Raw genomic sequence first — 19,702 nt, forward strand, 5'->3', positions numbered from 1 at the left:
GCTTAGCGCGCGAAGATGGCGTCGATGGCGTCCTGGGCGGCGGTCGTGACCTCTTCCGGCGCGTCCTTGGCGCGAATGACGCTGGCCACGCCCAGCAGCATGTCGCGCATCGTATAGGGCTTGGGCAGAAGTGCATCGGCGCCGGCGGCCTTGGCCGCCGCCAGGACGTGAACCGCCGTAATCTTGTCGTCGACCCCTTCGGAAGCCGCAACGACGCGGACATGTTCCCAGTCGCGTTTGATCTGGGCTGTGCCCTCGATCCCGCCAATGCCGGCGATCAGCACCGCGGTCAGCACGACATCGACCATGCCGAGATTATGGTCGAAGAAGGCGTCCTCCATATTGGCCGCCCACGACACCTTATAACCGACCTGTTTCAGGACGCGACAGACATCGCTGCGCAGTTCAGGATCGTCCTCGACCACCAGAATGTGGTGTTCCTTCATCCGCTTGCGGTGGTAGGAGTTGGTGTCAGCCAGCAGGGTCTTGAGCTTGTCCTGGTTGAACGGCTTGGGCAGGACGAAATCGGCGCCGGCCATGTGCGCCGCGTCGGCCGCGGACTTCATCAACTGGCCCTTCGACACATGGTCGGACATCAGGGCAAGCGGCGCGTCGTGCGATTCCGAGCGCAGACACTCCAGGGCCTGGGGCTTCGTAATGCCGTCGGTATAGGCGTCGAATAACAGCAGATGGAAACGGTTGGCCTTCAACTGTCTCATCGCCATGCGCTGATCGAAGCTGAGGACCGACGTCCACTTCTGTGCGCCCAGCATCGTCGAGATACGCTGCGCCTGCTCCCGGTTCTGATCCAGGATAAGCACGCTGCCCAAATTCATACGCGCCTCCCTTGTCTTTGACCGGAACCCCTCCCGGCCTCAGACCGATGTTCAGCCCTTGTTGGGCCCTTATCTTTTAATGAGTTTCGAACAAAACCATTAAGAAGCTGAAAACGCGTGTAAAACCTTGTTATTATTGACACTTATGTCAAAATGCACAAATGCAACCGATTTCAGGCGGCAAGGCTGCGTTCGGTCAAAACGGCGTCGACCAGGAAACACAGGTCCGATGCGGTGAACGGCTTGGGCAACAAGGCATGGGCGCCCATGTGCTGGGCGGCCGACAGGGCCTGGGTATTGGCGACCTTCTGCTCGACACCGGCCGACATGGCGATGATCGAGACTTCCGGCCAGGTCGCCTTGATGATCCCGATGCCTTCGATCCCGCCCATGCCGGGCATGAAGATGTCGGTGATGACGACGTCGACATGGGCGATGTCGATGCGCTCGAACGCCTCTTCCATCGATCGGGCCTCGCTGATGCGATAGCCCTTCTCGGCCAGGGCCGAGGTGGTCAGTTTGCGAACCACCCGACAGTCGTCGACGACCAGGATATGTTTCGGCGGGGTCGGCGAGCGGCGCATCTGATAGGCTTCGTCCAGGATGACGCGCAGGTCGGCCGGGGTGAAGGGCTTGGGCAAGACAAAGTCGGCCTGGGCACGGCGAGCGGCGTTCAGGGTGGCATTCAGCGCCTGGCCCCCTGCCCCGCCTGCCGTCATGATGGCGACGGGGATATCGTGGGCCAGATCGCGGATTTCCGGAAGGTGCAGAAGGGTGTTTCCGCCTTCGATATAGACATCGAGCAGCAGCAGGTCGACATTGCTGTTGCGCAGGAGTTGGTAGACGGTTTTGTGGTCGAACGCCATTACGGCCGACCAGCCCAGGGCGGTCAGCATCTTCGAGATCAGTTGGGCCTGAACGCGGCTATCTTCGAGCACTAAGACCGTACCTAATGACATACGTCATATCCTCCGGCGGTGTCGTTCGTTACCGATGACCCTATCACGCACCTGTTAGGCCAAGGTAAACACGCGCCGTCAAAATTACGCCCGTTACGCGAAAAACTCAGACCATTGAACAACTTAACAATCCGGAAAGGGTATGATTGCGTTACCGGGCAAGGCTTCCTATCATGGGCGGGACCGAATCCCGCGCGCCGAAGGCCTCCCCATGCTGACCCTGATTTCTCCCGCCAAATCGCTCGACACCACGCCGCACGAAGGGGCGCCTGCCGGCACCGAACCGCGCTTTCCCGAGGCGACCGCCAAGCTGCTGAAGAGTCTGAAGCGGCTGAAGCCCAAGGCCATCGGCGAACTGATGGATATCTCCAAGGCGCTGAGTGAGTTGAATTACCAGCGTTTTCAGGGCTTTGAAGACCAGGAGGCGATGAGCGCGGTGTTCATGTTCGATGGCGACGTCTATGTCGGACTGGAAGCGCGCACCCTGGGCGCGGACGGTATCGCCTTTGCGCAGGACCATCTGCGTATCCTGTCTGGGCTGTATGGGGTTTTGAAACCGCTGGACCTGATCCGACCGTACCGGCTGGAGATGGGATCGCAACTGAAGACCGGCCGGGCCAATTCGCTGTACGCATTCTGGGGCGATACCATTGCCAAATCGCTGAAAGCCGAACTGGACGGCGATCCGGTCGTCAATCTCGCCAGCACGGAATATTCCCGCGCCGCCTTGACCAAGGCCTTGAAAGCCAAGGTGATCAGCCCGCGGTTTCTCGAGATCAAGGGCAATGAGGCGAAGATTGTTTCCTTCTTCGCCAAGAAGGCGCGCGGCCTGATGGCGCGGTACATGATCGACCAGCGGATCGATCGACTGGAAGGTTTGAAGGATTTCACGGTGGCGGGTTATGCGTTCCGGTCGGATCTGACGAACGGCGACGATTGGGTGTTCACCCGGCCCCAGCCGGAAGCCGTCAATGCACGGCAGAAGGAAGAGGCCTAGCCGATAAATCCGGCGGCGCGGCGGATGCGGTCGTTGATGGCTTCGCCTATGCCGTCTTCGGGGATTGGCGCAATGGCGATGCAGGCCGGCTCAAGGCGGTCGGCTTCGCGCAAGCTGCGGAACAGGTTGGCGGCGGCTTCGGCCAGGTCGCGCGTGACGCTTAGCTGGATAACCGGGCCAGAATAGTCCGTCGCACCGAAAGCGAGATAGGCCGCCCCCTTAGGCGGCGTTTCAACATTGATGTGCACCGGCGCGTCGGGCGCATAGTGCAGGCTCAGGCGGCCCGGTGAGCGGTGGCCTTCGGCTTCGTCCGCAGCCAGCGGGCCGATCACGGCTTCGATCTGGGCGCGGGTGACAGCGCCGGCACGCAGGTAGCGCGCTTCGCCCAGCAGGCTGACAACCGTGGATTCCACACCGACCGGGCATGGACCACCGTCCAGCGATACGGCCACCGAAGCGCCGGTTTCTTCGAACGCATCAGCCTGGGTCGTCGGACTGGGCCGGCCGGAGCGGTTGGCCGACGGCGCCACCACGCCTCTACCGAAGCCGCGCAAGACCTGCAGCGCCAGGGGATGGGCCGGCAGGCGCAGGGCGACACTGTCGAGCCCTGCCCGCGCCAGGTCGCAGGCGGCAGACGTGTCGCGGACCGGCACGACCAGGGTCAGAGGGCCGGGCCAGAAGGCAGCGGCCAGGGCGTGGGCCCGGTTATCCATCACGCCGATAGAGGCGGCGGCTTCGACCGAACCGACATGGACGATCAAAGGGTTAAAGCGCGGGCGCCCCTTGGCTTCGAAGACCTTGACTACGGCGGCCGGATCGTCGGCGCGTGCCCCCAGGCCGTAAACCGTTTCGGTCGGCAGGTGGATCAGGTCTGCGTTACGCAACGCCACAATGGCGGCCTCAACACTCATCCGGCGCGGGCTTTTAGCTTGACGGTCACGGGAACCTTGGCGGGGACCAGGTCGGTGCTGGCATATTCGCCGGTGCCGACGCCATAGGCGGTCCGGTCGACATCAACAGTTGCCGCCATGTCGGCGACGCCGTTTTTGATGGCCAGAGTGAAGGGCAGGTCCAGCTTCTTCGATACGCCGTGCAGTTTCAGGGTGCCGTGGGCAACGAAGTGCGTGGTGTCTTTGCGCGTAAAGGATTTCGCTTCGAACTCAGCCTTGGGCGATGCCGGAACGTTGAAGAATTCCGGCCCCTTCATGGTGCCGTCGTAGTCGCTGTTGCCCGTGGTCGCCGAAGCCAGGTCGATCGTCACCTTGACGCGCGAGGCATCCAGTTGCTCCGGATCGAAGTCGATGCGCGCCGTGTAGCTGCCGAAGCTGCCGTTGATGGCGTCACCCTCGAAGCTGGTCGAAAACCGGATCGAGCTGCTGGCCTTGTCGACCGTCCAGGTCGGGACCTTTTCCGCTGAAGATACGGCTTCAGAAGAGGAGGCTTCTGAAGCGACGGCGGAGGATTCCGCCGGCAGCGCAGAGGCGGCAGGCACCGGCGCCGCTTGCTTCTCGACGGGTTTGCCCAGCAAGGCGAACCGTCCCAGGATGACGGCGGCGACGATGACGCCCACCGGCACGATCCAGCGCCAGTTGAGGATCGGCTTGGGCGTCAGGCCCGGCACCATATGCTGGATGACCTCATCCTTGTCGACGAACTGATGCTTCAGCGCCGCCAGGACGTGCAGCGGCACCATGCCATAGATGATCAGCTTGGCGATGAGGTGGTGGCCTTCCTCGAAAAACTCATGCAGCGCCTTGGTCTGCGGCACCGGCAGATGCGGCCAGTCGAAAAGACCGAAGAAGGGTATCGGCCGGATATTGGTCGAGACCAGCAGCCAGCCCGACAGGGGCATGCCGATCATCACAACGTAGAACCCGATGTGCAAAGCCTTGGCTGCCAGGGCCTGCCATGGCGGCATGGGCGGCTCCGGCGGCGCCTTGTAGGCCAGGCGGACGCCGATGCGCACAAAGCTGAGGAGCAGGATCAGCATGCCGACAGACTTGTGCAGGTCGAAGCGCGTCCGGCGCAGGGTGTCCTCGACCTCCAGGCTCCAGCCCAGGAAGATCATGAACAGGATCAGGAAGGCCATAATCCAGTGCAGCCAGCGGCTGTAGGCATTGTAGGACGCGGGTGTCAGCGGGGAGTCGGACATGGGCCAGGTCTCCGGCGGTTTTGGGAGGTGAGTCATATAGCACAGGCGGTCCGCGCGTCATCTGGAAACATCTGTAATCACAACAATTTCAGTTCCACAAGTTGACGTTCACGTAAATTATTCTTGCCACGATCGGCGGCGCGGTTTAGGCTTTTGCGAAAAGGGAAACGCATATGACCTACCGCCCGGCCGTCAAGGATATTGCCTTCTGTCTCGACCATATCGTCGATCAGCCGAAGCTGTACGGCACGGCGGCCTATCCCGATGTCGATGCGGATCTACGCGATGCCGTGCTGGACGCGGCGGCGCAGTTGGCCGGCGAGGTTCTGGCGCCTTTGAACCGTAGCGGAGATCTGAACGGCTCGAAGCTGAACGGTGACCGGGTGGAGGTGGCGCCGGGCTTCCTGGCGGCGATTTCCGCCTATGCGGAAGGCGGATGGTACGGCGTGGCGGCCGATCCCGCCTATGGCGGACAGGGCATGCCCAAGACGCTGGAACAGGCCTGTTTCGACATGTTCAACGGCGCCAACATGGCCTTTACGTTGCTGCCGACCCTGAGCCAGGGCGCCATCGAGGCCATCCACGCCCATGGCACACAGGGGCAAAAAGACCTTTATCTTCCGAAGCTTATCGCGGGTGAGTGGGCCGGCACCATGAACCTGACCGAACCCCAGGCGGGATCGGATCTGGCGGCGCTGACCACCCGGGCCGAGCCCAATGGCGACGGCACCTATGCCCTGACCGGCCAGAAGATTTTCATCACCTGGGGCGAGCATGACGGCGCCGCCAATATCGTTCACCTAGTGCTGGCGCGACTGCCTGACGCGCCGAAGGGGACGCGCGGTATCTCGTTGTTTTTATGCCCGAAATTCCTGGTCGACGGCGACGGACAGCCCGGCGCGCGCAACAGCGTCAAGTGCGTCGGGTTGGAGCATAAGCTGGGGATCCACGGCTCCCCGACCTGCGTCATGGCCTTCGAAGGCGCCCAGGGCGAACTGATCGGGCCGCCGCATGGTGGGCTGGCCGCCATGTTCACTATGATGAACGCAGCGCGATTAGCCGTTGGATTTCAAGGTGTTGGCGTAGCAGAAGCGGCCTGGCAGCGGGCGGTGAGTTACGCCAAGGAACGCAGGCAGGGCAAGTCTTTGATCACCGGCCAGGACGGCGCCGCCATCTACGACCATCCCGATGTCCGGCTGATGCTGGCGAAAATGAAGGCCAAGACCGAGGCGGCACGGGCGATTTGCTTCCTGACGGCGGTGGCGATCGACCAGGGGAAGGTGGCAGAGGACGAGAATGAACGTCTGAGAGCCAAGCGGCGTGAGGATTTTCTGGTACCCATCGCCAAGGCGTGGTCGACCGATGTCGGGGTCGAGGTGGCGTCACTGGGGGTTCAGGTCCACGGCGGCATGGGCTTTATCGAGGAGACGGGTGCGGCACAATATTACCGCGACGCACGGATCGCGCCGATCTATGAGGGTACCAACGGGATTCAGGCGGCGGACTTGGTCGGGCGCAAACTGGGCTCCGACGGGACGGCGGCGATGGAGCTGGCCGGTGATATAGTACACTTCGCAAAAACTGGATGTGTCGGTTTTGAAGCGGAGTTTCGGACGCTGGTCGACGCGGTTGACGTCTTCATGGCGGCGACCGAGCATCTGCTGGCGCAAAAGAGCGCGGCGCCTCTGGATGTCGCGGCGGGTGCGACCACCTATTTGCAACTTTCGGGCGATGTCGTCGGCGGATGGTTGTTGTTGAAGGGCGCCGTGGCGGCAAAGACGGCTGAGGGTGATGCCGCGTGGCTGGCGGACCGGGTCAAGCTGATGCAGGTCTATTTCGCCCATGTCCTGCCGCATGCCTCGGCGCATCTGGCCGCGATCAAGGCTGGATTTGCACCACTTGAAGGACTAAGTCTCTCCTTCGACTAGGAGGCGGCATGAAGTTCCGATTCAAGAAGACCCTGATCGCGGTAGCCGCTATCGCCGCCTGTGGCGTGGTCTATGTGACCTTGAACAACCCGCGGCGGGAAACCATCATGCCGGTGCGGACGGTCAAGTTGACGGTTGCGCCTCAGGCCGAGGCGGAGTTTGCGGAAAAGGTGCGCAAGTTCGCCGTCGCCGAAAAGCTGGGCATCGCCAATTCGCAGGGCTCGGCGGAGAATCTGGTCATCCTGCTGCGCGACGAGGACCGCGAGGTCAATATTACGCGCTACGGCGCCGGCGCGCCGGTGTCGGCGGCCTTCTACAAGGGTAAGGGCCTGTTCCCGGCCAGCCAATCCCAGCTCAATGGCGACGCCGAAGAGTTTATCGCTGCGGTGACGCAGATACCGGGTGTGGTGGCGGTCAGGTAGACGCTCAGTTCGTCGCGCCCGACGGCTTGGCGGCCTGGCCGGCCGGGTCGGTCTTGCGGTCCGTCATGTCCTTGGTATCCGTGGTCGGACCGCCCGGCGTCTGGACCGGCGCCGGCAGGCCCGGAGTCAGACGCGGCTGAGACAAGGCGCCGGTCGCCTGTCCCCTTTGCATGATGTCGATCGTCTCACGCACGAAGATCGCATCGGCCACCACGCCCAGTTCCAGACGTTGATTGTCGTCCTCGACCTGCTTGATCAGCACGCCGGCGACGAAGGTTTTTCCCTTGGGGCCTTCCGTGGTCATGAAAACCGGACCGCCGGAATTGCCCGGCACCGCCGTCAGGTCGATCAGGAAGGTCGGATAGGCGGTCGACGGCGACAGCGGATACGACGCCACCTTGCCAGCGCGCAGGATCGGGAAACCCGCCACATTGGCCGACAGCCCATGGGGATAGCCCAAGGTCATCATCTCCTCGCCGGCCTTGACCTTTTCGGTGACGAAGGTCGTCTCGTCGCCCAGCATGGCTTGGGGGATGGCCTGGTCCTTGAAAGTGGCCGGCGCCTGGACCGGGATGACGGCGATGTCCTGGGTCGGATGCTGGTACCAGGCCGGGCCATTGGCCGTGCGGATCTTGATGGTCGACGGTTCATACACCCAGGTGCCCTGGGCGTTGAGGTAGCGCCAGCCGACGCGGACGTCGGGCGCCGGCATCTTTTCGAAGACGTGGGCGGCGGTGACCAGGACCACCTGGGGCGCAGCGCCGCCGGGTTGGGGGACTTCCACCAGGAAACCCGTACCGACCATGCGTTTGGCTTCGTTGATCGGCTGATCGAGCTGCACAGTGGCCTCGATCAGGTCTACCGTAAGGTCAACAAACATCGAGGCGCGTTCTCCCCCGCGGAATTTCGTTACAGACCCAACAAGCTGTTTGACGGCTTATATGGAATGGGTCAATCCTTGCCGCGTCTTACGACTAACCTTAATGTGTCAGGTGATGGGCCTAATGAAAAGCCTTTTGAATCGTCGAAGCGTCATTTTCACCTCCGTGGCGACCAGTTTTGTCGCCGGGTTTGGCTTTGCCGCCACACCTGACCCCGCCAGCCAGAAAGCCGCAGCCCCTGTGACTCCCCAAGCCAAGACCGCTCTTCCCACCGCGCCGCACCCCGCCAAAAAGCCGTTCGAAATCGAGCAGTTGGGCTATAAACGCAGCGACGATTATCACTGGATGAAGGACGATAACTGGCAGGCCGTGCTGCGCGACCCCAGCCTGATCAAGGCCGACGTCAAGGCCGCCCTGACGGAGGAAAACGCTTATTCCGCTGCCATGCTGGCCTCGACCCAGGACCTGCAGACGACCATTTTCGAGGAAATGAAGGGCCGTATCAAGGAGGACGACGCCTCGGTGCCGTCGCCGGACGGGCCGTGGGAATATTATTCGCGCTATGAGAAGGGCGGCCAGCACCCGATCCTGGCGCGCCGGCCGAGGTCGACCACGGCTTTCCTGGAAGGCGTGCCGTCGATCGAGACCACCAAGGCCGTGGAATATATCCTGCTGAACGAGGACGAGCGGGCAAAAGGTCACGACTATTACGAGACGTCCGGCGCCCAGCACAGCCCGGACCATGCGTTGTACGCCTGGGGCGAGGATATCCAGGGCTCCGAATATTACACCATCCATGTCCGCGACCTGAAGACGGGGGAAATCCTGCCGGGCAACATCCCGTCCAGCGACGGCAGCTTCGTCTTTTCCAAGGATTCGCAATATATCTACTGGATCTGGCGCGATGAGAATTCCCGTCCCGCCAAGGTGTTCCGCCGGCCGGCGCGTGGCGGCGAGGATGTGCTGATCTACGAGGAAAAGGACGACGGCTTCTTCATCAATATCAGCATGGTCAGTTCCGAAGCCTTTGTGGTCATTGGCGCCGGCGACCATGAGACCAGCGAATCGTGGATCATCCCGTCTGGCGATCCCACCGCCCTGCCCGTGGTCGTCGAGCCGCGCACCGTCGGTTTGAAATACGATATCGATCACTGGGACGATCGTTTCATCATCTACACCAATGCCGATGACGCCATCGACTTCAAGGTGATGCGTTCGACGGCCGCCGTGCCGACGCGGTCGAGCTGGGTCGAGTTCGTGCCGCATCGTCCGGGCGTCTATGTCACCGGCGCCGAGGTGACCAAGCGCCACATGATCCGCACCGAGCGCGAAAACGCCAATACGCGCATCGTGATCACCCGCAAGTCGGACCTGAGCGAGCACGCCATCTCGGTCGACGAGGAGGCCTATTCGCTGGGGGGCGGCATCGGGTTCGAATACGACACCGACATCATCCGCTACGGCTATACCTCGCCGACCACGCCCAGCCAGACCTTCGGTTACAATATGGAGACGCGCGAGAAGGTCCTGTTGAAGACCCAGACCATTCCGTCGGGTCACAACCCGGCCGACTATACCGCGCGGCGTCTGTATGCGACCGCGCCGGACGGCGAAAAGGTGCCGGTGACCGTGCTGATGAAGGCCGGCACCAAGCTGGACGGATCGGCGCCGCTGTTGTTGTACGGTTATGGTTCCTATGGCATTCCGATGGATCCGACCTTCTCGATCCGCTCGCTCAGCCTAGTCAATCGCGGCTGGATCTACGCGATCGCCCATATCCGCGGCGGCACCGAAAAGGGCTATGGCTGGTTCCTGGACGGCCGCAAGTACAAGAAGAAGAACACCTTCACCGACTTTATCGCCGCCTGCGAAAGCCTGTGCGATGCCGGTTACGGCACGCGCGGCAAGGTCGTCGCCTATGGCGGGTCGGCCGGCGGCATGCTGATGGGGGCCATCGCCAATATGCGGCCGGACCTGTGGGCCGGAGTGATCGGCGCCGTGCCCTTCGTTGATGTGTTGAACACCATGAGCGACACGTCGTTGCCGTTGACCCCGCCGGAATGGCCGGAATGGGGCAATCCGCTGGAGGACAAGCAGGCGTATGACTATATTCTGTCGTATTCGCCATACGACAATATCGACGCCAAGCCCTATCCGCCGGTATTGGCAACGGGCGGGTTGAGCGATCCGCGGGTGACCTATTGGGAGCCGATGAAGTGGATCGCCAAGCTGCGTGAAAAGTCGACTTCGGGCGCGCCGATGCTGTTGAAGATCAATATGGAGGCCGGTCACGGCGGGGCTTCGGGACGGTTTGATTTCCTGAAGGAGATCGCGTTTGATTATGCCTTCGCAATCTGGGCCCATGACAAGGGCTGGCTGAAAGCATGATCCGCGACGCAACGGAGGCGGATTTCGGCGCCATCACCGACATCTATGCGCACAATGTGTTGCATGGGACGGGGACGTTTGCGCTGGAGCCGCCATCGCAGGACGAGATGCTGGCGTCGTTCCGGAGCTTCAAAGGCATGGGATTGCCCTACATCCTCGCCGAGGAAGACGGCCGGATCCTGGGTTATGCCTATGCCTCGCCGTTCCGGACACGGCCGGGCTATCGGTATGGTATCGAAGACAGCATCTATCTGGCGCCCGTGGCGGTTGGCCGGGGCCTGGGCAAGGCCCTGCTCAACCGGTTGATCGAGCTATGTATTGCGCGGGGGCTGTACACCATGATCGCCGTCATCGGTGACGGCGAGAACGGCGCCTCGATCGGGGTTCACCGCGCCTGCGGGTTTACGGTGACGGGCACCCTGCCCCGCGCCGGCTTCAAGTTTGGCCGCTGGCTGGATGTGGTGTTCATGACGCGGGATTTGCTGCCGCCGGTGGATATGCCTGAAGGTGAAGGTTGGGCGGGTTAAGTCTATCCAACTGGGCGGGCCTGCAAACGGACGGGAATATTGCTCCTGTTCCCGAGATCGTGCCAGACGGACAGTATATTGGATAAACGAATCTGAATTGTGGATCCGGTCAGCATCAGTCAGAAGCAATAGCGAATTTCTCCGGCCCAGCGATTGGGTCTAACTGTAGTGTAGGGACGCCAATAATATTGGGAGACAAGTCGGCAATGTCAAAATTCGATCCGCTCCATGCTATCAATCTAATTTTAGCTGGATCATTTTCCATTAGGGAACCCGGAAAAGAAAAAGACTATGGTTCTCAAATGACAGGAATGAACAACGTAATTTTGAGAAAGCGTGAAACATTTGAGGCGTCGAAATACCTACGATCATTTGGTCCGTCTTACCTTACAAAAATTCCTTTGGCCGAACTAGAAAGTTTAATCCTCAAGTTCGTTGCCGCCAACTATGGTCCATTAAGCAACTACGAGGAAAATTTTTACAAAGGCTTGCCTTTTTCAACAGTGCCAGACAGTGCTAAGTTAAGGTTGGCTCAAGCGTTCGCGATATCTTCCATGCTAAACCCGGCAGCTTTTTTTGCCGCCTTTCCACTTTCAACCATTAGAGTCGAATCAGAATTTCAATGTGAAACTTTCTTTTTTTCATCCCCAGATGGGCTGGTGACTGCGATTCAGCCCAAAATTGAACCCCAGAAGAACTTCAACGACAGTCATTTGCCTTCTCATTTAATTTCGCGCGTTCAAAAGGAAAAGCCGATCGCTTGGCTTGGCGTTAACTCTGTTCGTAATTCCATATCCGTTAAAATGAAAAATGCAATTTTAGGTGCTGTCGCTTTACTCCCCCATCCGGGTGAACGGTTCGATCATACGATGCGTGAAGTGGTTGAGGGGCATGTGACCTTTGAAAAAGGAGTGATGTATCATTCAGGTGGAGGAAGTACGCCACCGATTGGTACTGAAATTCCTATCACCAATGACGATAAACGTTGGCTTCAGATTCTTGCCGAAAAAATTACGGCTGAAGAACGTGAAAGCAGAAAACAGATAAAGGCTCTGGAGTATTTTTATCGGGCCTGGTTTTTGCCGCCGGCAGACCGATTCAGTGTATTGTTTCAAGCGATAGACGCCATCTTTGGTGACGATCAGAAAGCATCGCAAGCCATTATAGATGGTGTAGAGCCGATTGTGGGGCACATTTATGACGAGAAGCGCATTAGGCTGCTTTTAGGACTTAGAGGCTCAGTTGTGCATGGAGGGTCGCCAGACGTGTACGAAAGCAGTAAGTATCTGAAATACTATGCCACATATGGGCGAGTTCAATGCCGCCTATTACGAACTGATCGGCACCATGGAGACGGTGTCGGAGGCCATCGATGCCTACTCCGCCCGCGAACGCGCCCAGGCCCAGCGCGAAACCTCCGGTGCGGCCACGCTGATGGGGGCGACCATCGTGATCGCCCTGGTCCTGTGCGGGCTGACCATCGCCGGCGTTCGCCTGGTCATTTCGCGGCCGTTGAAGAGCATGGTCAATGTTTTGTCAGAACTGGCGCGAGGCCAGGCCGATCTCAGCCACGTCAATCTCAAGGCCAAGGGCGAGTTGGGCGACATGGCCCGCTCGATCAAGGCCTTCAGCGACCTTTTGGCCGATCGCGCCCAGGCCGAACGCGCCAGCGTCGAGTCCAATGCCAGCAAGACGCAGGAGAAGGCCCGGATGCTGGATGCCCTGTGCCAGCAGTTCAGCGCCGATTTCGAGACCTCGATCCGCGACCTGACCGAGGCCAGCGGCACGCTGGGCCGCGATTCCAGCCACCTCAATGACTGTGCCGCCCAGACGAACCGCCAGACCCAGGCCTGTTCCGAGGCCAGCCAGGTGGTGTCGGGCAATGTCGACCAGGTGTCGTCGGCCGCCGACATCCTCAACACCGCCATCTCAGACATCACCGGCCGCATGCAGGCGTCAACCGAGATGGCGCGCCGGGCCTATGATTCCGGCCGCAGCGCCGAGACCATCGTCACCGAACTGGCCCTGGCGGCCGACCAGATCTCCGAGGTCGTCGCCCTGATCAACGACCTGGCCGTTCAGACCAATGTTCTGGCTTTGAACGCGACCATCGAGGCGGCGCGGGCCGGCGATTCAGGCAAGGGCTTTGCCGTCGTGGCGTCCGAAGTCAAAGCTTTGGCCGCCCAAACCTCGCATTCGACCGCCACCATCTCGCAACGAGTCGACGATATCCGCCGCGTCTCCGACCGGTCGGCCGAAACCCTGCACGACATCATCCATGCCGTTCAGCAACTGCACGATATCGCCCAGACGGTTTCCGGCCGGGTGGACGAGCAGGCCCGAACGACGTCTGAAATGTCGCACGTTGTCCGCCGCGCCTCTTCCGAGGCCCAGACCGCCGCCGAAGCGTCGCAGCATTTGGCGGGGCTGACCGCTTCGACCCATTCGGCCGGGCAAAGCATCGAAAAGACGTCGCGCCAGATCGACGAGGTCGCTCACAGCCTGAAGGACCGCGGTGACCGCTTTATCCAGGCGCTGAAGTCGGCGTGATAAAGCTTACTGAATAAGGTTCTAAGCCGCGAAGCGCTTGCGGGCCCCATCCCCACCGTCTTACGAGCTGTCGCTTATCGTCACGGCGCAGGCCGACCCGCTCCGCGTTCAACGGGAGGGAAAAGTCATTTATACTGCTGACGTCTTCAGTGTTTTCTGAGAGGGAGGTCGCTCTTTGCTCCCGGTGGGAGCTTCGGGCGACAAATTTCGCCAAAGGCGAAATTTGGCTGGGGAACTAGGACTCGAACCTAGAATGACGGTACCAAAAACCGCAGTGTTACCATTACACCATTCCCCAGCAAAAAGCCGGCTCAAGGGCTTGCGCCCGCGAGAGGCGGTGAGATAGCCCAACCTTTTGCGACTTGCAATCCCCGTCGCGCATTTTTTCCCCAAAGTTTTTCCAGCGGTTATAACCAGCGCATGTCCCCTCCCCTGATCGTTCTGCTGCCCGGAACCGACGGCACCGGCGTCTTTTTCGTCAATCTGGATCTGCCGCATATGATCTTCCAAAGCGGCGCCGGATCGATTACGCCGGCCCATCTGTTGCCCTTCGTGAAAGACGGACATGCTGCCCTATGAATCGCCTGAGGTTCAGGCCTACAACCAGTTGATGGCGTTCAGCTTTCACAAATACACCAGCCAGCCGATCGCCACAGGCGAGGACCTGAGCCGGGCCATGTGGCATGCGCCCCAGGCCATTGTGTCGCATGGAACGCAGACTGACCCGATCTTCCGTTATGCCAATGCCCGGACGCTGGAGCTATGGGAGATGGATTGGGCCGATTTCACCCGCCTGCCGTCAAGATTGAGCGCAGAAGCCAACCCGGATATCCAATCCGATCGCAATGCCTTGTTGCAGGCCGCCCTGGCCAAGGGCTGGGTCGATACCTATTCCGGTGTCCGCGTCTCCAGCACCGGACGGCGGTTTGAAATCCGCAATACCGTGTTGTGGAATGTGGTCGATGAGGCCGGCGTGCGGCATGGCCAGGCGGCCTTCATCCGCGACTGGCAGCACCTGTAGATTTGTGCTAGGTGGCGGCCATGTTCGAGCGCCCTGCCCCGCCGCCGTTTGTCATCGCGGCCTTCTATCATTTCTTCGATTTCCCGCAGTTCGAAAGCCTGCGCCAGTCGCTGCTGGACCGGCTTCTGGAACTGGGGATCAAGGGCTCGATCCTGATCACCTCCGAAGGCGTCAATTCAACGATTGCCGGAACGCGCGAGGCTATCGACAGCTTCATGGCCTACCTGCAGGCCGATGTCGTCGGGGGGACCGTGCGGTGGAAGGAATCGCAGGCGCAGTTCCAGCCGTTCGGCAAGGCGCGAGTGCGGCTGAAGAAAGAGACCATTTCGCTGGGCGAGCCGGTTTCGATGAAGCGGTTCGGCCAGTATGTCGCGCCGCAGGACTGGAACGACCTGATCCGCGGCGAGGACGTCGTCATCATCGATACGCGCAACGATTATGAGGTCAATCTCGGCACCTTTGCCGGCGCGATCGACCCCAAAATCCCCAATTTCAAGCACATTCCGCAATGGACGCGCGATAACCTGGACGCCTTGCAGGGCAAGCGGGTGGCGACCTTTTGCACCGGCGGCATCCGCTGCGAGAAATATACCTCGTGGCTGATCGATAACGGCATCGAAGATGTCTACCACCTGCAGGGCGGCATACTGCAATATCTGGAGGATGTGCCGCGCGAGCAGTCGCTGTGGCAGGGCGAGTGCTTCGTGTTCGATGAGCGAATCGCTGTCGATCACGACCTGCAGCCGTCGAAAACCGCCGTTTTGTGCAAGCATTGCGACCATGCCCTTACGCCCGACGACCAGGTCAGCCCGGACTATGTCGAGGGCGTTGCCTGCCCGCATTGTCATGGCGATCCGAAATACGCCCACGACACGGTACCGGCGGCTGGAAAATACCCCGGCCGCACGAAATTTTAGCCATTCCGTGCGATCTTGCCCCCCTATGGTGCAAGGCCGTCACAAGCCTGGCCAAATCGTTAACTATAACATCCTCTTCATTTGACCTCCGGCCGTTAAGGTTTATGCTGGAGGCCGGGATGTCCAGAGGGATGATGGGTCTTAGATGAAGCAGTTTCTGATTACCTTGTCGGCCGTGATCGCCGGGATGATTATCGTCCTGGTCGGGTTGCCGATTCTGTTCATCACCATGCTGGCCTCGTCGGCGACGCCCCAGACGCGCGGCGATGTCGTCATTTCCCTGGACCTGCGCCAGAAGATGACCGATCAGGCGGCCGGAGGACCGTTCGATTTTCTGACCGGGCGCACCTTGTCGACCATGGAAGTCGTCAACACGCTGCACCGCGCCGCCGATGATCCCAAGGTCAAGGCTGTCTTTATCCGCCTGCCCGAAGGCGGCATGTCACCCGCCGCCGCCGAAGAGATTCGCGAAGCGGTCATCTATGTCCGCCGCGCCTCCAAGCCGGTGATCGCCCACAGCCAGGGCCTGTATCCCAGCGGCATGGTGATTTCGTCCTACATGCTGGGCTCGTCGGCCAGCGAATTGTGGATGCAACCGCGGTCGTCCTTCCAGGTGACCGGCATCTCGACCTCGGAAATGTTCTTCAAGGACGCCTTCGACAAGTACGGCGTCACCGCCCAGTACGAACAGCGCGCCGAGTTCAAGAACGCGGTCAACCCCTATCTCTATAACGACTTTACGCCGGAACACCGCGAAGCCGCCCTGTCGTGGATGGGCAGCATCTATCAGTCGATGATCGGCAATATCGCCGCCGACCGGCGCCTCGACAAGACTGTCTTGCAGACGACGCTGGAAGCGGGGCCCTATGGCGCCGAGAAGGCGCTGGAGCTGGGCCTCATCACAAACCTGGGTCAGGTCCATGACGCCGAGCAGGCCGCGCTGAAGCGGGGCACCGACGCCAAGATCGTATCCCTGGATGACTATGCCCGTACGCTGACGCCCGAAACCAAGGGCGAGGTCATCGCCGTGATCGACGGCGAAGGCGCCATCATGACCGGCAAGGGCAGCGGTGGTGGTTTCGGCAGCCAGAAGACGATGATGTCGGACGACATTGCCGACTCGTTCTATGCCGCCATCAAGGATCCCAAGGTCAAGGCGATCGTCTTCCGCGTTTCGTCTCCGGGCGGATCGGATACCGCGTCGGCCCAGATCGCCGAAGCCATGAAGGACGCCAAGGAAGCCGGCAAGCCGGTGGTGGTGTCCATGGGTGATTACGCTGCGTCGGGCGGCTACTGGATCGCCTCGGGCGCTTCGGCCATCGTCGCCAATCCGTCGACCCTGACCGGCTCGATCGGCGTCTTCGGCGGCAAGTTCGCCATCGGCGACGCGCTGAGCCGCTTCGGCATAGACGTCAAGGACATCCATGTCGGCGGCGACTACACCGAGGCCTTCAGCGAAGCCAAGGGCTTCAGCCCGACTCAGCGCGCCGCCCTGTCGAGCTGGATCGACCAGATCTATAACAGCTTCATCACCCATGTCGCCGCCGGCCGTAACCTGCCGGAAGACAAGGTGCGCGAACTGGCCAGGGGCCGGGTTTGGACCGGCGCGCAGGCCGTCGAGCATCGTCTGGTCGACAAGGCCGGTGGTTTCTACGCCGCCGTCGATACCGCCAAGTCGCTGGCCAAGATCGATGCCTCGGCGCCGGTGCGGCTGGTCCCCTACCCCGGCAAGACGTCGATGTTCGGTGGCGTCAGCAACAGCGTCCAGATGAGCCTGACCGGCCTGAAGACCCTGTCCTTCCTGGGCTGGGCGATGAGCGACCCCAAGGCCGAAGCCGTCATTGACCGCGTCGCCGACCAGCGCCTGCGCGAACAGGGCGCCAATGTCATGGCGCCCCAGCCATACGAGACCGCGCCGGCGCAATAATAGCCGGTTATAGGATGTCAGAGACAAAAAGCCCGGTGTTCCGACACCGGGCTTTTTTTATGCCGTCTGATAGGCGCGCTGGAAGGCTTCCAGGAACTGCGCGTAGGCCTGGGAGGCGCCGACGCGCGACGTTGAAATCGGATTTCTGACCTGGGCAACACTGGCCGTCATGACGGAGCGTTCGCTTTTGTGCGGTTCGAAAACCTGCGGTTCCGCATCCACGCCGACATGCGCAAGTATACGCGGGATCCAGGATCGCGGATCCGCCGTCAGCTCTTCGTAAGGAACGGTGAGAATCCGATCCGGGAACAGCGAAGCCCAGTGGGTGTGCAACCTGTCCTCCGATTTCATGTAGGCGGCAATATCGCTAACCGACCAGGACCAGGGAATCGAGGCGGTAAAATAGGTCCGGAAACACGATAAGGCGCAGTCCGCCGGATTACGCCGCAGCCATATGACGCGGGCATTGGGCAAGGTGTGGAGAAGCAAGCCCATCAGGCGCGAGTGATTGAGCGTTTTGTCGATGATGCGGCCGGTGCTTCCGAACCGTTCCGTGATCATGGCCAGGTAGTCGCGCCCTATCTCACCCCAAGGGTCGGTGTCATCCGGGTTTCTCAACTGGTAGTTCAAGGCGCCGAGGAGGCTGAAATCGCCGGCAGGGATCAGCGCCGCCCGCAACAGATTCAGTTCAGCACCATCGTGAAATTGCGAGTGGCTTGCCAATATCTGCTCAACCAGCGTCGTGCCGGAACGCGGCGCGCCATTGACAAAGGTCACGCGCTCGCTGTCACACCCCGATGGCGTGAGCAGTTTGAACTTCTCTGGCTGGTAGTCACGGATCAACTGATCCGTCGTCCTGTTCCAGGCCTGGAGGTCGAACGCCTCCTCCGCACGCATGGGTTCTGCGCCTTCCTGATAAAGCTGGTAAGCCTTCACCCGATCGCCCGTATCGTCGTAGGCCTTGGCCAGCGCGTAGACGAACTGGGCGTACAACTTGGGCTCAGCCTGTTTCATGTCCGGCTTCAGCGCTTCCATAAGGCTGATATCGGGATCTCCGGCGGAAAATGTCTTGATGACGCTCAGCGCAAACCAGCTTTGCGGGGCCAGCGGTGTCTGTGCCAAGGCGCGGCGAAAGTGGCTTTCCGCCTGCCGGAAGTCGCCGGTCTGGGTCGCGATGGTGCCCAGAAGATGCAGGATGGACGAGTGTTCCCTGAGCTTTACCGGAAGGGCGTCGATTTGCTTCAGCGCGGTCTCCTCGTGCCCGTCACGAATGAGTTCACGGAAGTAGCTTATGGTGCGATCTAGGCTCTGGGGGGGCGACATGGCATAACGGCGGGCAGCTTCATGCGACAGACTCAGTTCGCCGATGGTGAAGCTCAGTCGCGCGATACTGCGCCAGCGATCACCGGTCGGGCTGCCGTTGGCGAATTCTTCCCTGAGCAAGGCGACGGCGCCTCTCCGGTCGAAAGTTTTCAAACGGTCAATGGCCTGAAGCACGCGATTATCCGGCGCGGAAGCAGTGGTCATAAAGTCTTTCCCAGGGTGTCACGATTTTCAGTCTCACCAGTAACATACTGGCAAAAAAGAAAAAGCGGCGAAAGGTTTCCCTTTCGCCGCCATCTTCACCGGTTTCCCGGTTGGTTTAGAATTCCCAGTCCGCACCCAGGCGCACGAAGCGCGGGGTTTGATACTGAGTGGTGTGACCGTAGTTGTAGTTGTAGTCACCGGCGGCGCTGAGTTCACCGATTTCGCTGCGCTTCTGGACGCCGTGACCGTTGAACAGGTTGAAGATGTCAGCGCGCAGGGTGGTTTGACCAACCGGCGTGTCGATGCGGTAACGGGCCGAGATGTCGACTTGCTTGATCCAGTCGGTCTTGTTGCCCTTGCCGCGCGGAGCCGGTTCGCCGTCGTTGCAGTAGTGCGAGGCGGCGCCGTAAGCGTTGGCGTACGGATCGGTCGGGTGGTAGCCGAAGCAGCTCAGCGAACGCGGCGAGGATACCTGGATTTGGGTACCCATCGAGAACTTTTCATTGAACTGATAGTAGCCCCACAGCTTGAACTTGTGCGTACGGTCGTTCGGCAGGAGGCCGGACGCGTAGTCGACAAATCCGGGCTGGTCGAAGTCCTGGGTGATACCCGCGTCGTCCTGACCGAAGTCGGACTGGACGTAGCCTTCGGAGTTACCGCGGCTGCGCGA

General features: G+C 60.7%; 16 protein-coding genes, 1 tRNA gene and 1 pseudogene. 10 read left to right on the plus strand and 8 right to left on the minus strand.

Features of this window, described 5'->3' with window-relative positions:
* Nucleotides 1–2: 2 nt before the first annotated feature.
* Both ABAC460_RS38120 and ABAC460_RS38125 read right to left on the minus strand, forming a co-directional pair.
* On the minus strand, nt 3–836 hold the full coding sequence (locus ABAC460_RS38120) for a response regulator (RefSeq protein ID WP_023453988.1): 834 nt from the start codon (nt 834–836) through the stop codon (nt 3–5).
* A 173-nt stretch (nt 837–1,009) separates the two neighbouring features.
* Nucleotides 1,010–1,795 carry a response regulator gene (locus tag ABAC460_RS38125; RefSeq protein WP_031236945.1) on the minus strand — a complete coding sequence of 262 codons (786 nt, stop codon included), beginning with the start codon at nt 1,793–1,795 and terminating at the stop codon, nt 1,010–1,012.
* Nucleotides 1,796–2,006: 211 nt separating this feature from the next.
* Here ABAC460_RS38125 and yaaA point away from each other — a divergent pair, with 211 nt between their 5' ends.
* Nucleotides 2,007–2,792 carry a peroxide stress protein YaaA gene (gene yaaA / locus ABAC460_RS38130; RefSeq protein WP_031236947.1) on the plus strand — a complete coding sequence of 262 codons (786 nt, stop codon included), beginning with the start codon at nt 2,007–2,009 and terminating at the stop codon, nt 2,790–2,792.
* On the opposite strand, the gene ABAC460_RS38135 is transcribed toward yaaA, so the two are convergent.
* Both ABAC460_RS38135 and ABAC460_RS38140 read right to left on the minus strand, forming a co-directional pair.
* The gene (locus ABAC460_RS38135; protein ID WP_023453991.1) at nt 2,789–3,703 is read right to left on the minus strand and encodes an L-threonylcarbamoyladenylate synthase; all 915 of its coding nucleotides are present in this window, start codon (nt 3,701–3,703) and stop codon (nt 2,789–2,791) included. The genes yaaA and ABAC460_RS38135 overlap by 4 nt on opposite strands.
* The gene (locus ABAC460_RS38140) at nt 3,700–4,944 is read right to left on the minus strand and encodes a YceI family protein (protein WP_023453992.1); all 1,245 of its coding nucleotides are present in this window, start codon (nt 4,942–4,944) and stop codon (nt 3,700–3,702) included. Before ABAC460_RS38140 ends, ABAC460_RS38135 begins: the two co-directional genes overlap by 4 nt.
* Nucleotides 4,945–5,117: 173 nt before the next feature.
* Between ABAC460_RS38140 and ABAC460_RS38145 the strand changes: the two genes are divergently transcribed.
* Entirely contained in the window at nt 5,118–6,872 is a 1,755-nt protein-coding gene (locus tag ABAC460_RS38145; RefSeq protein ID WP_023453993.1) for an acyl-CoA dehydrogenase, read from the plus strand.
* 8 nt (nt 6,873–6,880) lie between these two features.
* Nucleotides 6,881–7,294 (plus strand): hypothetical protein, encoded by a 414-nt coding sequence (locus ABAC460_RS38150; RefSeq protein WP_023453994.1) that lies wholly within the window; start codon nt 6,881–6,883, stop codon nt 7,292–7,294.
* A 4-nt stretch (nt 7,295–7,298) separates the two neighbouring features.
* On the opposite strand, the gene ABAC460_RS38155 is transcribed toward ABAC460_RS38150, so the two are convergent.
* Nucleotides 7,299–8,174, minus strand: a complete 876-nt coding sequence (locus ABAC460_RS38155; RefSeq protein WP_023453995.1) for a S1 family peptidase — start codon at nt 8,172–8,174, stop codon at nt 7,299–7,301.
* A gap of 124 nt (nt 8,175–8,298) precedes the next feature.
* Here ABAC460_RS38155 and ABAC460_RS38160 point away from each other — a divergent pair, with 124 nt between their 5' ends.
* The 3 genes from ABAC460_RS38160 to ABAC460_RS38170 all read left to right on the plus strand — a co-directional run bounded on the left by ABAC460_RS38160 (nt 8,299) and on the right by ABAC460_RS38170 (nt 13,640).
* Nucleotides 8,299–10,563: a S9 family peptidase gene (locus tag ABAC460_RS38160; RefSeq protein WP_023453996.1), complete on the plus strand. Its 2,265-nt coding sequence runs from the start codon at nt 8,299–8,301 to the stop codon at nt 10,561–10,563.
* On the plus strand, nt 10,560–11,090 hold the full coding sequence (locus tag ABAC460_RS38165; protein WP_023453997.1) for a GNAT family N-acetyltransferase: 531 nt from the start codon (nt 10,560–10,562) through the stop codon (nt 11,088–11,090). Before ABAC460_RS38160 ends, ABAC460_RS38165 begins: the two co-directional genes overlap by 4 nt.
* A gap of 1,296 nt (nt 11,091–12,386) precedes the next feature.
* Nucleotides 12,387–13,640, plus strand: coding sequence for a methyl-accepting chemotaxis protein (locus ABAC460_RS38170; RefSeq protein ID WP_081716565.1), 1,254 nt, complete (start codon nt 12,387–12,389; stop codon nt 13,638–13,640).
* 224 nt (nt 13,641–13,864) lie between these two features.
* Here the strand turns inward: ABAC460_RS38170 and ABAC460_RS38175 are convergent.
* Nucleotides 13,865–13,938, minus strand: a tRNA-Gln gene (locus ABAC460_RS38175).
* 122 nt (nt 13,939–14,060) lie between these two features.
* On the opposite strand from ABAC460_RS38175, the gene ABAC460_RS49725 reads away from it, so the two are divergent.
* The 4 genes from ABAC460_RS49725 (at nt 14,061) to sppA (ending at nt 17,505) form a co-directional block, all read left to right on the plus strand.
* On the plus strand, nt 14,061–14,219 hold the full coding sequence (locus tag ABAC460_RS49725) for a hypothetical protein (protein WP_023453999.1): 159 nt from the start codon (nt 14,061–14,063) through the stop codon (nt 14,217–14,219).
* Entirely contained in the window at nt 14,206–14,661 is a 456-nt protein-coding gene (locus ABAC460_RS38180) for an MEKHLA domain-containing protein (protein ID WP_023454000.1), read from the plus strand. Before ABAC460_RS49725 ends, ABAC460_RS38180 begins: the two co-directional genes overlap by 14 nt.
* A 20-nt stretch (nt 14,662–14,681) precedes the next feature.
* Complete coding sequence (gene trhO / locus ABAC460_RS38185) at nt 14,682–15,578, plus strand: oxygen-dependent tRNA uridine(34) hydroxylase TrhO (protein ID WP_023454001.1); 897 nt, start codon at nt 14,682–14,684, stop codon at nt 15,576–15,578.
* 145 nt (nt 15,579–15,723) lie between these two features.
* Nucleotides 15,724–17,505: a signal peptide peptidase SppA gene (sppA, locus tag ABAC460_RS38190; RefSeq protein WP_023454002.1), complete on the plus strand. Its 1,782-nt coding sequence runs from the start codon at nt 15,724–15,726 to the stop codon at nt 17,503–17,505.
* Nucleotides 17,506–17,562: 57 nt separating this feature from the next.
* Here sppA and ABAC460_RS38195 read toward each other — a convergent pair whose 3' ends face one another.
* On the minus strand, nt 17,563–19,032 hold the full coding sequence (locus ABAC460_RS38195) for a tetratricopeptide repeat-containing sulfotransferase family protein (RefSeq protein WP_023454003.1): 1,470 nt from the start codon (nt 19,030–19,032) through the stop codon (nt 17,563–17,565).
* Nucleotides 19,033–19,147: 115 nt separating this feature from the next.
* Nucleotides 19,148–19,702 (minus strand): annotated as a pseudogene (locus ABAC460_RS50175) (TonB-dependent receptor); the annotation flags it as partial.

The sequence above is a fragment of the Asticcacaulis sp. AC460 genome (assembly GCF_000495795.1).
In the GTDB taxonomy this organism is placed as follows: Bacteria; Pseudomonadota; Alphaproteobacteria; order Caulobacterales; family Caulobacteraceae; genus Asticcacaulis.

Bases quoted from the DNA above. Each gene is read 5' to 3' on its own strand.
- yaaA (WP_031236947.1), top strand. From the start codon at position 2,007: ATGCTGACCCTGATTTCTCCCGCCAAATCGCTCGACACCACGCCGCAC.
- ABAC460_RS49725 (WP_023453999.1), top strand. From the start codon at position 14,061: ATGTCCCCTCCCCTGATCGTTCTGCTGCCCGGAACCGACGGCACCGGC.
- ABAC460_RS38125 (WP_031236945.1), bottom strand. From the start codon at position 1,795: ATGTCATTAGGTACGGTCTTAGTGCTCGAAGATAGCCGCGTTCAGGCC.
- ABAC460_RS38165 (WP_023453997.1), top strand. From the start codon at position 10,560: ATGATCCGCGACGCAACGGAGGCGGATTTCGGCGCCATCACCGACATC.
- ABAC460_RS38180 (WP_023454000.1), top strand. From the start codon at position 14,206: ATGCTGCCCTATGAATCGCCTGAGGTTCAGGCCTACAACCAGTTGATG.
- ABAC460_RS38120 (WP_023453988.1), bottom strand. From the start codon at position 836: ATGAATTTGGGCAGCGTGCTTATCCTGGATCAGAACCGGGAGCAGGCG.
- ABAC460_RS38170 (WP_081716565.1), top strand. From the start codon at position 12,387: ATGCCACATATGGGCGAGTTCAATGCCGCCTATTACGAACTGATCGGC.
- sppA (WP_023454002.1), top strand. From the start codon at position 15,724: ATGAAGCAGTTTCTGATTACCTTGTCGGCCGTGATCGCCGGGATGATT.
- ABAC460_RS38150 (WP_023453994.1), top strand. From the start codon at position 6,881: ATGAAGTTCCGATTCAAGAAGACCCTGATCGCGGTAGCCGCTATCGCC.
- ABAC460_RS38195 (WP_023454003.1), bottom strand. From the start codon at position 19,032: ATGACCACTGCTTCCGCGCCGGATAATCGCGTGCTTCAGGCCATTGAC.
- ABAC460_RS38140 (WP_023453992.1), bottom strand. From the start codon at position 4,944: ATGTCCGACTCCCCGCTGACACCCGCGTCCTACAATGCCTACAGCCGC.
- ABAC460_RS38135 (WP_023453991.1), bottom strand. From the start codon at position 3,703: ATGAGTGTTGAGGCCGCCATTGTGGCGTTGCGTAACGCAGACCTGATC.
- ABAC460_RS38155 (WP_023453995.1), bottom strand. From the start codon at position 8,174: ATGTTTGTTGACCTTACGGTAGACCTGATCGAGGCCACTGTGCAGCTC.
- ABAC460_RS38145 (WP_023453993.1), top strand. From the start codon at position 5,118: ATGACCTACCGCCCGGCCGTCAAGGATATTGCCTTCTGTCTCGACCAT.
- trhO (WP_023454001.1), top strand. From the start codon at position 14,682: ATGTTCGAGCGCCCTGCCCCGCCGCCGTTTGTCATCGCGGCCTTCTAT.
- ABAC460_RS38160 (WP_023453996.1), top strand. From the start codon at position 8,299: ATGAAAAGCCTTTTGAATCGTCGAAGCGTCATTTTCACCTCCGTGGCG.